Below are 15,178 nucleotides of genomic sequence, written 5' to 3'. Positions count from 1 at the left end.
ACATTTCAACCCTCCAGGCCACCCGCTCCTACAAATCGCCGATCACTTGCTGGCGGCGCCATCCGGCACGAACACGTAGCCCACGCCCCAGACCGTCTGGATATACCGCGGCTTGGAAGGATCAGGCTCGATCATCCGGCGCAGGCGGGAAATCTGCACGTCGATGGAGCGCTCCAGCGCATCCCATTCACGGCCACGGGCCAGGTTCATCAGCTTGTCGCGGGTCAGCGGCTGGCGGGCGTTCATCACCAGGGCCTTGAGCACGGCGAACTCACCCGTGGTGAGCATGTGCACCTCATCGCCGCGCTTGAGCTCACGAGTGGCCAGGGACAACTCATAGTCGCCGAAGGTCACGCTTTCGTCTTCGCTGCCCGGCGCGCCAGGTACCGGCGCCGACTGACGACGCAGCACCGCCTTGACGCGGGCCATCAGCTCGTCGGGGTTGAACGGCTTGGCCAGGTAATCGTCGGCGCCCAGTTCAAGGCCCTTGATACGGCTCAGCTCGTCGCCCTTGGCGGTGAGCATGATGATCGGGATCTGGTTGTTGGCGCCACGCAGGCGGCGGCAGGCTGTCAGGCCGTCTTCACCGGGCAGCATCAGGTCGAGCACCACCAGGTTGAAAACTTCACGGGCCAGCAGTCGATCCATCTGCTCGGTGTTCGGTACGGTGCGGGCGCGGTAGCCCTTGCTGACGAAAAAACGTTCCAGCAGGCTGCTCAGCCCCGGATCGTCGTCAACGATAAGAATTTTTTCGCCTTCAGCAGTTTGTGCAGTGCTGCTCATAGGAAGCTCCTTTGATCTCGGCGCGCATTATGGCCTAGCTGCCGTTATACGCACCGTGTGCATTGTTAGCAGATTTTTCCTCTATCTCCACCAATCCGGGTATCGAGCCTACAGACCATGTCCCCCCCTCAAGGCGCAACGCTGGTTATAATGCGCGGCCTTTTGTGCCTGGGAATGTCGGATCGTGACCCCCGGGGTGCCATCTTTTCTCCTTGGCCAGGCAGCACTTTTTGAATTTCGCGGGTCAACAGGCAGCCTTTTGACCCAGGCAGCGGCGCATGCCAGGCCGCTCAACCAGTCTCGCCGAGCCCGGCTTCTGCGGTGGCGAGCCTGATTTCACAATTTGTCAGGTGGTTTTATGGACAGCATCAACAGCCGCATCGCCGAGGAACTCGGTGTACGCCCACAACAGGTCGAAGCGGCCGTCGCGCTACTCGATGAAGGCTCCACGGTGCCTTTCATCGCCCGTTACCGGAAAGAAGTGACCGGCAGCCTCGATGACACCCAATTGCGGCATCTGGAAGAGCGCTTGCGCTACCTGCGAGAACTCGACGAACGGCGTATCAGCATCCTGGCCAGCATCCAGGAGCAGGGCAAGCTGACTCCGCAACTTGAGCGCGACATCAAGCTGGCCGACACCAAGACCCGCCTCGAAGACTTGTACCTGCCCTACAAGCAAAAACGCCGCACCAAGGGCCAGATCGCCCTGGAGGCCGGACTCGGCGAGTTGGCCGACGGCCTGTTCAACGACCCGAGCCTGACCCCGGAAACCGAAGCTGCGCGCTTCGTCGATGCCGAAAAAGGCGTGGCGGACGTAAAAGCGGCGCTGGAAGGCGCCAAGTACATCCTCATGGAGCGTTTCGCCGAAGACGCCAACCTGTTGGAAAAACTGCGCAATTTCCTCAAACAGGAAGCTATCCTCAGCGCCCGGGTGATCGCCGGCAAGGAAGAGGAAGGCGCGAAGTTCCGCGACTACTTCGAACACGACGAACCGCTCAAGAGCATGCCATCACACCGCGCACTGGCGATTTTCCGGGGTCGCAACGAAGGCATTCTCAGTTCCGCACTGAAGGTCGGAGAAGAACTGCCCGGCACCATGCACCCATGTGAAGGCATGATCGGCCAGCAATTCGGCATCCAGAACCAGAACCGCGCCGCCGACAAATGGTTGGCCGAGGTGGTGCGCTGGACCTGGAAGGTCAAGCTTTACACCCACTTGGAAACCGACCTGCTGGGCGAGTTGCGCGACAACGCCGAGACCGAGGCGATCAACGTCTTCGCCCACAACCTGCACGACCTGCTGCTAGCCGCTCCGGCCGGCCCACGTGCCACCCTCGGCCTGGACCCGGGCCTGCGTACCGGTTGCAAGGTGGCGGTGGTGGACTCCACCGGCAAACTGCTGGACCACGCGACGGTTTACCCGCACGTGCCACACAACAAATGGGACCAGACCCTCGCCGTGCTCGCCGCCCTGTGCGCCAAGCATTCGGTGGACCTGATCGCCATCGGCAACGGCACCGCCAGCCGCGAGACCGACAAACTGGCCGCCGAGCTGATCAAGAAATACCCAGCCATGAAGATGACCAAAGTCATGGTCTCCGAGGCCGGCGCTTCGGTTTATTCGGCGTCGGAACTGGCCTCCAAGGAATTCCCGGACCTGGACGTCTCGATCCGTGGCGCGGTGTCCATCGCCCGACGCCTGCAAGATCCGCTGGCGGAGTTGGTGAAGATCGATCCGAAATCCATCGGTGTCGGCCAGTACCAGCACGACGTTTCCCAGTTGAAACTGGCTCGTGGCCTGGACGCCGTGGTGGAGGATTGCGTGAACGCCGTGGGCGTGGACGTGAACACCGCTTCGGTGGCGCTGTTGGCGCGTATTTCGGGCCTCAATGCCACACTGGCGCAGAACATCGTCACCCACCGTGACGAACATGGCGCGTTCAAGACCCGCGCGGCGTTGAAGAAAGTCCCGCGTCTGGGGGAAAAAACCTTCGAGCAGGCTGCCGGTTTCCTACGTGTCATGAACGGTGACAACCCGCTGGACTCTTCGGCCGTTCACCCTGAAGCCTACCCGCTGGTGCAACGCATCGCCGCCCAGACCGACCGCGACATTCGTTCGCTGATCGGCGACGCCGCGTTCCTCAAGCGCCTGGATCCGAAGAAATTCACCGACGAAACCTTCGGCCTGCCCACCGTGACCGACATCCTTCAGGAACTGGAGAAACCCGGCCGTGACCCACGTCCCGAGTTCAAGACCGCCGAGTTCCAGGACGGTGTCGAAGACCTAAAGGACCTGCAACCGGGCATGATCCTCGAAGGCGTGGTGACCAACGTCACCAACTTCGGTGCCTTCGTCGACATCGGCGTGCACCAGGACGGCCTGGTGCACATCTCGGCCCTGTCGGAGAAGTTCATCAAGGACCCGCGCGAAGCCGTGAAGGCCGGTGATGTGGTGAAAGTGAAGGTCATGGAAGTCGACATCCCGCGCAAACGCGTCGGCCTGTCGATGCGCATGAGCGACACGCCGGGCGAAAAAGTCGACGGTGCCCGTGGGGCTCGTCCGGGCTCGACCCCACGTCAGTCGCAGAACACCGCGCCGCGCAAGGAAACCGCCACCGCGGCCCCGACGAACAACGCCATGGCTTCGTTGTTCGCCAACGCCAAGCAGTTGAAGAAACGCTGATGGACGTGCCGGCCGGGTTGGTGGAGAGCGCGTTTTTCAAGCTGCTCGGCTGCCGTCTGCACAGCCTGGGGGACGGGGTGGCGCAAGTCGCCCTGGGCCTCGAGCCGCCGTTGCGCAACCGTGGCAACAAGCTGCATGGCGGCGCGCTGTTCAGCCTGGTGGACATCGCCATGGGCCTGGCCTGCTCCAGCGTCCACGGCTTTGACCAGCAGAGCGCCACCATCGAATGCAAGATCAATTACATTCGCGCCGTGTCCGACGGCGAAGTGTTGTGCACCGCCCGGGTCATCCACCCCGGCCGGCGCACACTGGTGGTCGAGGCCGAGGTGATGCAAGGCGACAAGCTGGTCGCAAAAGCGCAAGGCACGTTCGCTGTCCTATAGCTCACCGTCATCGATTTGAGTTAATTTCGACGCCACGAATGCGGTATCGATACCCCTTGTGGGAGCGAGCCTGCTCGCGATAGCGGTATGTCAGTCAGCCCGATATTGACTGCTCCACCGCTATCGCGAGCAGGTTCGTTCCCACAGAGGGTTGAGGTGACTTGTCCTTGGCCGCATGAAAACCAGGCGAAAACGCCAGTTTTAACTTCACCCTTGTAGACCGTCTTGCCCACCCCCATATTGGGGCGACTGACGCGTGAAGGAATTCAACTTGAGCGACCTTTTAAACCGCCGCCTGGCCCTGCTCGGCGAGCGCGCCAACCTCTCCCTGCTCGAACAATGCCTGCACGGCATCGAGCGTGAATGCCTGCGCGTCACGGACGATGGCCACCTGGCACAGACCCCGCATCCCAAGGCCCTGGGTTCGGCACTGACCAACGAACAGATCACCACCGACTATTCCGAGTCGCTGCTGGAGTTCATCACCCCGGCCCTGGCCGACCCGGCCGATACCCTGCGCAGCCTCGACAAGATCCACCGGTTTGCCTACAGCAAACTCGGTGACGAGTACCTGTGGAGTCCTTCGATGCCGTGCCCGCTGCCGGAAGAGAAAGACATCCCGATCGCCTACTACGGCACCTCGAATATCGGTCGGCTCAAGTACGTCTACCGCAAGGGCCTGGCCCTGCGCTATGGCAAGACCATGCAATGCATTGCCGGAATCCACTACAACTTTTCCCTGCCGGAAAAGCTCTGGCCGCTGCTTCGGCAGAACGAAGCCGCCGACGTGAGCGACCGTGATTTCCAGTCTTCGTCCTACATCGCGCTGATCCGTAATTTCCGCCGCTACAGCTGGTTGCTGATGTACCTGTTCGGTGCCTCGCCGGCCCTGGACGCTGGTTTCCTGCGAGGTCGCCCGCACCAATTGGAGCAATTGGACCCGGACACCTTGTACCTGCCCTATGCCACCAGCCTGCGCATGAGCGACCTGGGTTACCAGAGCAACGCCCAGGCCGGCCTCACGCCTTGCTACAACGACCTGACGAGCTACACCGACAGCCTGCGCAAAGCGGTGGCGACACCCTACGCGCCCTACGTCGAAGTCGGCACTCACCAGAACGGCGAGTGGGTGCAGCTCAATACCAACATCCTGCAGATCGAAAACGAGTACTACTCCAACATCCGCCCCAAACGCGTGACCTACACCGGCGAGCGGCCGATCCAGGCCTTGATGGCCCGGGGTATCCAGTACGTCGAAGTGCGCTGCCTGGACATCAACCCGTTCCTGCCGATGGGCATCGACCTCACCGAATCGCGCTTCCTCGATGCGTTCCTGCTGTATTGCGGCCTCAATGACAGCCCGCAGCTGGAAAACAACGAATGCGGCAACGCCACGAGCAACTTCCTCACGGTAGTCAAGGAAGGTCGCAAGCCAGGCCTGCAATTGCAGCGACAAGGCCAAGCAGTAGACATGCAGGCCTGGGCCGTCGAACTGCTGGAAAAAATCGCCCCGCTGGCCTCGCTGCTCGACCAGAGCCACGGTGGCGACGCCCACCGCCAGGCCTTGGACGCGCAACTGGCGAAGGTCCGTGATCCGTCCCTGACACCTTCCGCCCAAGTGCTGGCCGCCATGGCCGAGCATCAGGAAAGCTTTGCCCAGTTCTCCCTGCGCCAAAGCAAGGTCCACGCCGAATTCTTCCGCGCCGAGCCGTTACCAGCCCAGGAGCAGACAGCGTTCGAAGACGCCGCCCGGGAATCCCTGGTTCAACAAACTGAACTGGAGCAGAACGAAGTGGGGGATTTCGATGTGTTCGTGGGTTCGTATCAAGCGAGCATTCTGGCGATCAGTAACTGATCCCTCTTTGATCAGGACGCTTTTTGTGGCGAGGGAGCTTGCTCCCGCTGGACTGCGAAGCAGGCCCCTTTTACGGCTGCTGCGCAGCCGAGCGGGAGCAAGCTCCCTCGCCACAAGGGTTTCCAGTGTGGCTTATAGATTTTTTCGAAAATAAGCTCATTCGAAAAAGTTATTTATTTTTGAATTCTTAGATCATTTAGTCTCCTCCAACGCCGAACATCCGGCGGCCTGTTGAGGAGCTTTCCCATGACTTTGCGTTTCCCCCTTCGCCTTCTCGCGGCCGCCTCCCTGGCCGTCACCAGTTTTTTTGCCCAGGCAGCTGACCTGACCGTTGCCTACCAGACCACCGTCGACCCGGCCAAAGTCGCCCAGGCCGATGGCGCCTATGAAAAAGCCACCCAAGCCAAGATCGACTGGCGCAAGTTCGACAACGGTGCCGATGTCATCACCGCCATCGCCTCGGGCGACGTGCAGATTGGCTACCTCGGCTCCAGCCCGTTGACCGCGGCCATCACCCGCAAGGTCCCGGTGGAAACCTTCCTCATCGCCACCCAGATCGGCGCCGCCGAGGCCTTGGTGGTTCGCGACGGTTCCGGGATCAAAACCCCACAAGACCTGATCGGCAAGAAGATCGCCGTGCCGTTCGTCTCCACCGGCCATTACAGCCTGCTCGCCGCGTTGAAGCACTGGAACATCGACCCGTCGAAAGTCACCGTCCTCAACCTCGCGCCACCGGCCATCATCGCCGCCTGGAAGCGCGGCGACATCGACGCCACCTACGTCTGGGATCCAGCCCTGGGCGTGGCCAAGGAGAACGGCAAGGTATTGATCACATCCGCGGAACTGGCCAAGTTCGGCGCACCGACCTTCGACGCCTGGATCGTGCGCAAGGACTTCGCCCAGAAGCATCCTGAAATCGTCACCGCTTTCGCCAAAGTCACCCTGGATGCCTACGCCCAGTACCGCAAGGATCCACAAGCCTGGCTGGCCGATGCGTCCAACGTCGACAAACTGGTGAAGCTCTCCGGCGCCAAGGCCAGCGACATTCCGCTATTGCTGCAAGGCAACGTCTTTCCCCTGGCGGCCGATCAGGTCGTGAGCCTCGGCGCACCAACCACCCAAGCCATCACCGACACCGCGGCGTTCCTGAAAGAACAAGGCAAGGTCGAAGCCGTGCTGCCGGACTACGCGCCTTACGTCAGCGCCAAATACATCACTCGCTGATTGGAAAAAGGGAGACACGCGATGGCCTTGCTACAGCTGGAGCGCATCAGCGCACAGTACCCCGGCGCGGCGGAACCTGTGCTGGCGGATATTTCCCTGACCCTGGGGCCCCGGCAACTGCTGGTTGCCCTCGGCCCGTCCGGCAGTGGCAAGACTTCGCTGTTGAACCTGATTGCCGGGTTCGTCGAACCCAGCGCCGGGCAGATCACCCTGGACGGCGTACCGGTCAAGGGGCCGAGTGCCGAACGCGGCGTGGTGTTCCAGGACGATGCGCTGCTGCCTTGGCAGGACGTGCTGGCCAACGTTGGGTTCGGCCTGGAACTGGCCGGGGTTGCCAAGCAAAAGCGCGAAGCCCGGGCCCGGGAAATGCTTGCCCTGGTGGACCTGGCCGGTTTCGAGCAACGCCGCGTCTGGCAGCTCTCCGGCGGCCAGAAGCAGCGTGTTGGCCTGGCCCGGGCATTGGCGGCCGACCCGCGCGTGCTGTTGATGGACGAGCCTTTCGGCGCGCTGGACGCTTTCACCCGCGAGCAGATGCAGGAACTGTTGCTACAAGTCTGGCAGCGCACCGCCAAGCCGGTGTTCCTGATTACCCATGACATTGAAGAGGCCGTGTTCCTCGCTACCGACTTGATCCTGTTGGCGCCAAACCCGGGGCAAGTCGTCGAGCGCCTGAGCCTGGATTTCGGCCAGCGCTATGGGGCCGGGGAGTCGGCGCGATCGATCAAGTCCGACCCGCGCTTTATCGAAACCCGCGAGCATGTACTCGCCAAGGTGTTCGCCCAACGCAGCGCCACTCGACCACAGGAGAGCGCATGATGAGCAGCTACGAAATTCCAGCCGTGGTCAGTGACGCGGCGCCCCAGCGCTCGGCCATCGGCCCGAGCCCCAACCTGAGCACACGTTGGATCAGCGGCTTGACCCTGATCGCACTGCTGGCGGTCTGGTGGGCCGTCACGGCCAGTGGCCTGATCGAACCGCTGTTCCTGCCCTCGCCGTCTGCCGTGCTGCAAAAGGGCTGGCTGCTTGCGACCAGCGGCTACATGGACTCCACCCTCTGGCAACACTTGGCCGCCAGCCTTGAACGCATCGGCCTGGGCCTGTTGTTCGCGGTACTGACGGCGGTGCCGGTAGGCATCGCCATTGGTGCCAACCGCATCGCGCGCGGCGTGCTCGATCCGTTGATCGAGTTCTACCGGCCAATTCCACCGTTAGCCTACCTGCCGTTGATCGTGATCTGGTGCGGCATCGGTGAGTTGTCGAAAGTGCTGTTGATCTACCTGGCGATCTTCGCCCCGATCGCCATCGCCACCGCCACGGGTGTGCGCACCGTCGACCGGGCCAAGTTGCGCGCGGCACAATCGTTGGGCGCCACGCGGGCCCAGTTGATTCGCCATGTGATCGTGCCCAGTGCCTTGCCGGACATTCTCACCGGCATTCGCATTGGCCTGGGCGTGGGTTGGTCGACCCTGGTGGCCGCCGAGCTGATTGCCGCCACCAGTGGCCTGGGGTTCATGGTTCAGTCAGCGGCGCAGTTCCTGGTCACCGATGTGGTGGTGCTGGGGATCCTGGTGATCGCACTGATCGCCTTCGCCATGGAAATGGGCTTGCGCGCCCTGCAACGCAAACTGGTGCCGTGGCACGGCCAGACCCATTGATAGCCAATGACCACGCCGACCATTCGGCGCCCCCACTGCGAGAACACGACAATGAGCCGCCCGACCATTACTCCTTTGAGCATCGCCCTCGGCGCGCAGATCAGCGGGATCGACATCAGCCAGCCCTTGAGCCCGGAACATCGCGACGTCATCGAGCAGGCCCTGCTTGAGCATCAGGTGCTGTTCTTTCGCGACCAGCCCATCGAGCCGACGCAGCAAGCGCGATTCGCCGGATATTTTGGCGACCTGCACATTCATCCGATCTACCCCAACATACCGGAGCAGCCGCAAGTCCTGGTGCTCGACACTGCCGTCACCGATGTTCGCGACAACGCCGTGTGGCACACCGACGTGACCTTTCTCCCGACGCCCGCGATGGGCGCGGTGCTCAGCGCCAAACTGCTGCCGGCGTTTGGCGGCGATACGTTGTGGGCCAGTGGCATCGCGGCTTACGAAGCCTTGTCGGCGCCGTTGAAACGCTTACTGGAAGGCCTGACGGCGACCCACGACTTCAGCCGCTCGTTTCCCTTGGAGCGTTTTGGCAACAGCGCCGAAGACCTGGCGCGCTGGGAAGAAGCACGGCGGAAAAACCCGCCGCTGTCCCATCCGGTGATCCGCACCCACCCGGTGAGTGGGCGTCGGTCGCTGTTCGTCAATGAAGGCTTCACGACAAGGATCAACGAGCTATCGGAAAGCGAAAGCGAGGTGATCCTGAAACTGCTGTTCGCCCACGCCACCCGCCCGGAATTCACCCTGCGCTGGCGTTGGCAGGTCAACGACGTGGCGTTCTGGGACAACCGCGTCACCCAGCATTTCGCCGTGGACGACTATCGCCCGGCCCGGCGGGTGATGCACCGGGCGACGGTGTTGGGGGATGTGCCGTTTTTCAAGTAAGGCACTGAATCTGAATTGCTCTTGTGGCGAGGGGATTTATCCCCGCTGGGCTGCACAGCAGCCCCAAAACAGATAACTCGATTCCACCTGATACACCGCGTGCTCAGGTTTGGGGTTGCTTCGCAGCCCAGCGGGGATAAATCCCCTCGCCACAGGGTTTTGTGTTCACCGTACTTGCAGAGGTGGTTACTCCGCCGACGAAGGTTTCTCCCAAAGATTGATCCCGCCTTCCTGGGCAAACCGGTCGATTTCGGCCAGTTCTTCGGCGCTAAAGCTCAGGTTCTTCAGTGCCCCGACGTTCTCGATGATTTGCTCCGGACGGCTGGCGCCGATCAGGGCGGAGGTGACCCGGGGATCACGCAGGGTCCAGGCCAGGGCCATTTGCGCCAGGCTCTGCCCGCGCCGCTGGGCGATCTCATTGAGCGCGCACACGTGGGCGATGTTCTCCTCCGACAGGTGCGAAGCCTGCAACGAGCCGCCGCCCGGACGGTTCACCCGCGCATCGGCCGGAACGCCCTTGAGGTACTTGTCGGTCAGCAGGCCCTGGGCCAGTGGCGTGAAGGCGATCACACCGGTACCCAGTTCGTCGGTGGCGTCCAGCAGGTCTTTCTCCACCCAGCGGTTGAGCAGGTTGTAGGCCGGCTGGTGGATCAGCAGCGGGACTTTCCACTCCTTGAGCAGCGCCGCCATTTCCCGGGTCTTCACCCCGGAATACGAGGAGATGCCAATGTACAACGCCTTGCCCTGCTGCACTGCGGTGGCCAGCGCACTGGCGGTTTCTTCCAGTGGCGTATCGGGGTCAAAGCGGTGGGAATAGAAGATATCCACGTAGTCGAGCCCCAGGCGTTGCAGGCTCTGGTCCAGGCTGGCGAGCACGTATTTGCGCGAGCCACCGCCCTGGCCGTAAGGCCCCGGCCACATGTCCCAACCGGCCTTGCTGGAGATGATCAATTCATCGCGGTACTGCTTGAAGTCTTCGCGCAGCAGTCGACCGAAATTGATCTCGGCGCTGCCGTACGGCGGGCCGTAGTTGTTCGCCAGGTCGAAGTGGTTGATACCCAGGTCGAACGCCGTGCGCAGCAGGGCGCGCTGGGTGTCGATGGGCGTACTGTCACCAAAGTTGTGCCACAACCCCAGCGACAGCGCTGGCAGCACCAGCCCACTGCGACCGACGCGGCGGTAAGGAATGGACTCGTAACGGTTTTCGGCAGCGGTGTAGGTCATCGAAAGGCTCTCTGTTCGCACGCTTGTGGCACAAGCTAACATTTCACAGACGCCTCGGTCAGGCTGAAAGTTCGCATATCAGGTGTGGGAGCGGGCTTGCTCGCGAAAGCGGTGTGTCAGTCAGCACAAATTTCGAATTTGCCGACGCATTCGCGAGCAAGCCCGCTCCCACAGGGTTTGGCAGTGCCAGGAAATCGGAGGGCACACTAACGCGCCTGCGCAAACACCTCCGCCACCCAATCCACGAACACCCGCACCCGTGGCGACATGAGTCGGTTGTGCGGATAAAGCACCGAGACCGGCATGGACGGTGGTGGGGTGGCGGGGAGGACTTCCTGCATCAGGCCCTGCCGGATCGGCTCTTGCATTCGGTAATACGGGCATTGGATCAAGCCCAGGCCGGCAATGGCCGAGGCGGCGTAGATTTCGGCACCGGACACCGACAACGTCCCCCCGATCGGCACCTCCTTGAGTTCGCCATCGACCATGAACTCGAACGGATAGAGCTTGCCGGTGGTCCGCGAGACGTAATTCACCGCCCGGTGATGTTTCAAGTCATCGAGGCTTTTCGGTTCGCCGTTCTGGCGCAGGTAACCGGGGCTGGCACAGGTGATCTGCCGAAGGTTGGCGACACGTCGGCCAATCAATGACGAGTCCGTCAGCGCACCGGAGCGCAACACGCAATCGACGCCCTCGGCAATCAGGTCGACGAAACGATCCGCCTCGCTGATAAACAGTTCTATTTCGGGGTAGCGGGCCATGAATTGCGGCAACGCCGGGATCACGAAATACCTGGCCTGAGTGCCATGCAGGTCTACTCTGAGTTTGCCCTTGGGCGCCACGCCGCGAAACGCCAGCTCGGCTTCTTCGAGTTCCGCCAGCAATTGCACGCAGCGCGGGTAGTAGGCTTCGCCGTCGAGGGTCGGGCGCACCTTGCGAGTGCTGCGCTCCAGCAAACGCACGCCCAGCCAGGCTTCGAATTGATTGAGCGTGTGGGTCAGCGTGGCCCGGGGCATGTTCAAGTCTTCAGCGGCCAGGGTGAAGCTGCTGCGTTCGTATATGCGGACAAATACCCTCATCGCCTTGACCTGGTCCATTTGAATCCCGCGCGCTGATTGTTGAAAAAAATTGAACAGTCAAGGCAACTCTCGTGCATTTATCGCCAAGAGTAAACATGTGAATCTGGCTGCAACGAATCACAACCCCTCACTCTCAAAGGAACCCTCACATGACTGTTCAAAACTCGAAAGTTGCCATCGTGACCGGCGCCTCCCGCGGCATCGGCGCCGAAATCGCCAAGCAACTGGCCAGCGAAGGTTTTGCCGTCGTCATCAATTACGCCAACAGCGCCAGCGAGGCGTCCAAATTGGTGGTGCAGTTGCGCCAGGCCGGCCACCAGGCCATAGCGATCAAGGCAGACGTGTCTTCTGCCGCGGATGTCCGCCGGATGTTCGATGAAACCGAAGCGCAACTGGGCAAGGTCGATGTGTTGATCAACAACGCCGGCATCCTCCAGGTGATGCCCCTGGCGCAGCACAGCGACGAGCTGTTCGAGCAGACGTTCGCCATCAACACCCGTGGCACCTTCAATACCCTGCGCGAAGCCGCGACCCGCCTGAACGACGGTGGCCGGATCGTGAATTTTTCCAGCAGCACCGTTGGCCTGAACCTGCCCGGCTACTCGGTGTACATCGCCAGTAAGGCGGCGGTGGAATCCCTGACCCAGGTGTTCGCCAAGGAACTGCGCGGCCGCCAGATCACGGTCAATGCCGTGGCCCCCGGCCCGGTCGCCACTGAACTGTTCATGCATGGCAAGAGCGAGGAGCAGATCCAGAACTACGCCAAGATGCCGCCCTTGGAACGCCTCGGCCAGCCGGAAGACATCGCCAGCATCATCGCGTTCCTGGTCAGCCCCGCCGCTGGCTGGGTGAACGGGCAAATCTTGCGGGCCAACGGCGGCCTGGTCTGAGGCTTTATTCTCCGTCGCCAGCCACACCGCCATCGAGAGCAGGCTCGCTCCCACAAGGCAATCACTTAAACCTGTGGGAGCGAGCCTGCTCGCGATGGGGCCAGAGCGGTGCAGATGAAGATCTGCTCGGCTACCTTTATCCTTGGGCTTCGATCAGCGCACCAGATGCAGGAACTGCAGGTGCCGCTCGTACTGGTCGAGAATGTCGTTGATCACCTGCTCCTTGGTGTAGCCCACCAGGTCGTAATCCTGGCTGCCTTCGCTCAGGTGTACTTCGGCACGGTAGTAACGACGGTTGTTGAGTTCCTTCGAGCCCATGCCACCGCGAGCGAAGGATGGCGTGAAGTAGCCGCGCATCTGCACCTGGTAAATGAACGGATGTTGCTCGCCGTGACCGATCTCCAGGCTGACGCTGTCATTGGCCGGGTCTGGCTGGGTCACCACCGTCAGGCCCTTCTCGACGAACACCGCGGTCACTTCTTCAATGGCCGGACGTACCGTGGTGTCGAGGAAACGGTACACCTCATCCCGAGACGGGAAATGTACCGCCTGGCTCAACCGCTGGCGCCAGCCGCCCGTGCCCCGGCGCGATCCAGATACCGGCGCCAGGGAATGCAATTGCGCGATCTGCTTCTGGGATTCCAGGTAGAACGCCTTGTGCAGGCCCCACATCATCAACAGCAGAATCAGCGAGAACGGCAAGGAAGTCAGCACCACCGCCGACTTCAAGGCATCGATACTGCCGGAGAACAGCAACGCACTGGTCACCAGGGCGGTCATCGCGCCCCAGAACACTCGCAGCCATTTCGGCCCGTCCTCATCAGGGTTGCCGCCCTTGGCCGACAACGTCGACAGCACCACGGTACCGGAGTCGGCGGACGTGACAAAGAACACGAAGCTGATGAACACCGTGACCGCGATGACAGTCTTGCTCCACGGGTAGGTTTCCAGCAGCAGGTAAAGGCTCATCGATGGATTTTCCAGGGCCGACATGCCCAGGGCGCTCATGCCGTGGTTCAGCACTTGGTCGATGGCGCTGTTGCCAAAGATCGACATCCACGCCAGGGTGAACCCCAGGGGAATCAGCAGCACACCAAACACGAATTCGCGGATGGTGCGACCACGGGAAATCCGCGCGATGAACAGCCCCACGAACGGCGACCAGGCGATCCACCAGGCCCAGTAGAACACCGTCCAACCGCCCAGCCAGTCGCTGGGTTTGTCATAGGCGTACAGGTCGAAGCTCTTCATCGGCAAGGCACCGAGGTAATCGCCGATGTTCTGGATCAAGGTGTTGAGCAAATGCTGGGTGGGCCCGGCAAACAGCACAAACAACAGCAACGCACAGGCCAACAACATGTTGATGTCGGACATGACCCGCACGCCTTTGTCGACACCGGCCACCGCGACGATGATCGCCGCGCCCATCATCAGCACGATCAGGCCGACTTGAATCCATTGGGTGTGGGCGACACCGAACAGGTAATCGAGCCCTGAATTCAGGTGCAATACCCCGAAGCCCATGTCCGCGCCGAGACCGAACACCGTGGCGATGATGCCGAAACCGTCCACCGCATAGCCGATGGGGCCGTTGATGCGCTTGCCGATCAGCGGGTACAACGCCGAACGCAGGGCCAGAGGCAAATTGTGCCGATAGGCGAAGTACGCCAGGGCCATGCCGACGAAGGCGAACACGCCCCAACCGTGCAGGCCCCAGTGCAGAAACAGAATCTGCATGGCCTGGCGCGCCGCGTCAGCGGTACCGGCCTCGCCCTGGGGCGGCTGCACCAAGTGGGTCAACGGCTCGGAGACGCAGAAGAAAAATAGCGTGATGCTGATGCCGGCGGCGAACAGCATGCCAGCCCAGGACAGGTAACTGAATTCGGGTTCGTCGTGGTCGGCACCGAGCTTGATCTTGCCGTAGCCGGACAAGGCGGTGACCACCACGAAGACCAGATACAGCGTCATCGCCAGCATGTAATACCAGCCGACCGTATTGGCCGCCCAGTTCTGCGCCGCCAGCAGCCAGGCACCGGCCTGCTCCGGCACGGCAATCACCACCAGGCCGAACAACAGGATGAAAGTCGCCGCGAAATAAAACACCGGCGGGTTCATGCGGACCAGGCCGCTGGGTGGGAGGGACGAGGCACTCATGGGCAGTGCACTCCGGAAAGCGAAAGGATGGCGGTCGAAAACGGACTCGGCAAAGGCAAGCCTCCTGTTGTGAGCGGGCAGCAAACCGACGGTTTAACTTGAATGAGCGTTCAAGTTAAACATGAATAGGTAGCTAAGGACTAATCGCAAGGCTCGACGGCACGTTTCCTACGCTAGCCTACGGAAGGGTATGACGTTGCCTGGAGAGCATTCGTTCACAGATGCCCTTGCAAATACAGACCCTGTGGGTTTTTTGGTGTTCATCCATTTGCGTCCCCTCCCCCGTTTACGCCCCGACAAACGATTGCCGGTTGCCCATGAATATCGGCGTGCCTATAGTCCAGACATCGCCTA

Annotated in this window: 12 protein-coding genes; 8 read left to right on the top strand and 4 right to left on the bottom strand. The window is 61.6% G+C overall.

What is annotated here, in order from left to right:
* Positions 1-42 precede the first annotated feature (42 nt).
* Positions 43-783 carry a two-component system response regulator OmpR gene (ompR, locus tag PSH86_RS01610; RefSeq protein ID WP_003196691.1) on the bottom strand — a complete coding sequence of 247 codons (741 nt, stop codon included), beginning with the start codon at positions 781-783 and terminating at the stop codon, positions 43-45.
* A gap of 358 nt (positions 784-1,141) precedes the next feature.
* Between ompR and PSH86_RS01605 the strand changes: the two genes are divergently transcribed.
* From PSH86_RS01605 to tauD, 7 genes are all read left to right on the top strand, one after another.
* Positions 1,142-3,466, top strand: coding sequence for a Tex family protein (locus tag PSH86_RS01605; protein WP_116833940.1), 2,325 nt, complete (start codon positions 1,142-1,144; stop codon positions 3,464-3,466).
* Positions 3,466-3,849, top strand: coding sequence for a PaaI family thioesterase (locus PSH86_RS01600; RefSeq protein WP_109751919.1), 384 nt, complete (start codon positions 3,466-3,468; stop codon positions 3,847-3,849). Before PSH86_RS01605 ends, PSH86_RS01600 begins: the two co-directional genes overlap by 1 nt.
* A 271-nt stretch (positions 3,850-4,120) precedes the next feature.
* Complete coding sequence (gene gshA / locus PSH86_RS01595; RefSeq protein WP_109751918.1) at positions 4,121-5,704, top strand: glutamate--cysteine ligase; 1,584 nt, start codon at positions 4,121-4,123, stop codon at positions 5,702-5,704.
* Between the two features lie 246 nt (positions 5,705-5,950).
* Entirely contained in the window at positions 5,951-6,928 is a 978-nt protein-coding gene (gene tauA / locus PSH86_RS01590; protein ID WP_116833939.1) for a taurine ABC transporter substrate-binding protein, read from the top strand.
* Positions 6,929-6,949: 21 nt separating this feature from the next.
* Positions 6,950-7,744, top strand: coding sequence for a taurine ABC transporter ATP-binding subunit (gene tauB, locus PSH86_RS01585; RefSeq protein WP_109751916.1), 795 nt, complete (start codon positions 6,950-6,952; stop codon positions 7,742-7,744).
* A complete protein-coding gene (tauC, locus tag PSH86_RS01580; RefSeq protein WP_109751915.1) occupies positions 7,744-8,583 on the top strand; it encodes a taurine ABC transporter permease TauC in 840 nt (279 codons plus the stop codon). The genes tauB and tauC overlap by 1 nt, the downstream gene beginning before the upstream one ends.
* Positions 8,584-8,634: 51 nt before the next feature.
* On the top strand, positions 8,635-9,477 hold the full coding sequence (gene tauD / locus PSH86_RS01575; protein WP_305487327.1) for a taurine dioxygenase: 843 nt from the start codon (positions 8,635-8,637) through the stop codon (positions 9,475-9,477).
* Between the two features lie 186 nt (positions 9,478-9,663).
* Here tauD and mgrA read toward each other — a convergent pair whose 3' ends face one another.
* Positions 9,664-10,701 carry an L-glyceraldehyde 3-phosphate reductase gene (mgrA, locus tag PSH86_RS01570; protein ID WP_305487324.1) on the bottom strand — a complete coding sequence of 346 codons (1,038 nt, stop codon included), beginning with the start codon at positions 10,699-10,701 and terminating at the stop codon, positions 9,664-9,666.
* Positions 10,702-10,907: 206 nt separating this feature from the next.
* Positions 10,908-11,798 (bottom strand): LysR family transcriptional regulator, encoded by an 891-nt coding sequence (locus tag PSH86_RS01565; protein WP_305487321.1) that lies wholly within the window; start codon positions 11,796-11,798, stop codon positions 10,908-10,910.
* 131 nt (positions 11,799-11,929) lie between these two features.
* Here PSH86_RS01565 and PSH86_RS01560 point away from each other — a divergent pair, with 131 nt between their 5' ends.
* Positions 11,930-12,670 carry an SDR family oxidoreductase gene (locus PSH86_RS01560; protein ID WP_116833935.1) on the top strand — a complete coding sequence of 247 codons (741 nt, stop codon included), beginning with the start codon at positions 11,930-11,932 and terminating at the stop codon, positions 12,668-12,670.
* Between the two features lie 153 nt (positions 12,671-12,823).
* Here the strand turns inward: PSH86_RS01560 and betT are convergent, their stop codons facing one another.
* Positions 12,824-14,785 (bottom strand): choline transporter BetT, encoded by a 1,962-nt coding sequence (gene betT / locus PSH86_RS01555; RefSeq protein ID WP_162893935.1) that lies wholly within the window; start codon positions 14,783-14,785, stop codon positions 12,824-12,826.
* Between the last annotated feature and the right edge of the window lie 393 nt (positions 14,786-15,178).

The sequence above is a fragment of the Pseudomonas sp. FP2300 genome, assembly GCF_030687595.1.
Classification (GTDB): domain Bacteria; phylum Pseudomonadota; class Gammaproteobacteria; order Pseudomonadales; family Pseudomonadaceae; genus Aquipseudomonas; species Aquipseudomonas bijieensis.
The sequence above is the reverse complement of the archived record's forward strand: the minus strand, read 5'-3'. Positions and strand labels throughout refer to the sequence as shown.

Bases quoted from the DNA above. Each gene is read 5' to 3' on its own strand.
- PSH86_RS01600 (WP_109751919.1), top strand. From the start codon at position 3,466: ATGGACGTGCCGGCCGGGTTGGTGGAGAGCGCGTTTTTCAAGCTGCTC.
- mgrA (WP_305487324.1), bottom strand. From the start codon at position 10,701: ATGACCTACACCGCTGCCGAAAACCGTTACGAGTCCATTCCTTACCGC.
- tauA (WP_116833939.1), top strand. From the start codon at position 5,951: ATGACTTTGCGTTTCCCCCTTCGCCTTCTCGCGGCCGCCTCCCTGGCC.
- tauB (WP_109751916.1), top strand. From the start codon at position 6,950: ATGGCCTTGCTACAGCTGGAGCGCATCAGCGCACAGTACCCCGGCGCG.
- tauC (WP_109751915.1), top strand. From the start codon at position 7,744: ATGAGCAGCTACGAAATTCCAGCCGTGGTCAGTGACGCGGCGCCCCAG.
- tauD (WP_305487327.1), top strand. From the start codon at position 8,635: ATGAGCCGCCCGACCATTACTCCTTTGAGCATCGCCCTCGGCGCGCAG.
- PSH86_RS01565 (WP_305487321.1), bottom strand. From the start codon at position 11,798: ATGGACCAGGTCAAGGCGATGAGGGTATTTGTCCGCATATACGAACGC.
- ompR (WP_003196691.1), bottom strand. From the start codon at position 783: ATGAGCAGCACTGCACAAACTGCTGAAGGCGAAAAAATTCTTATCGTT.
- PSH86_RS01560 (WP_116833935.1), top strand. From the start codon at position 11,930: ATGACTGTTCAAAACTCGAAAGTTGCCATCGTGACCGGCGCCTCCCGC.
- PSH86_RS01605 (WP_116833940.1), top strand. From the start codon at position 1,142: ATGGACAGCATCAACAGCCGCATCGCCGAGGAACTCGGTGTACGCCCA.
- betT (WP_162893935.1), bottom strand. From the start codon at position 14,785: ATGAACCCGCCGGTGTTTTATTTCGCGGCGACTTTCATCCTGTTGTTC.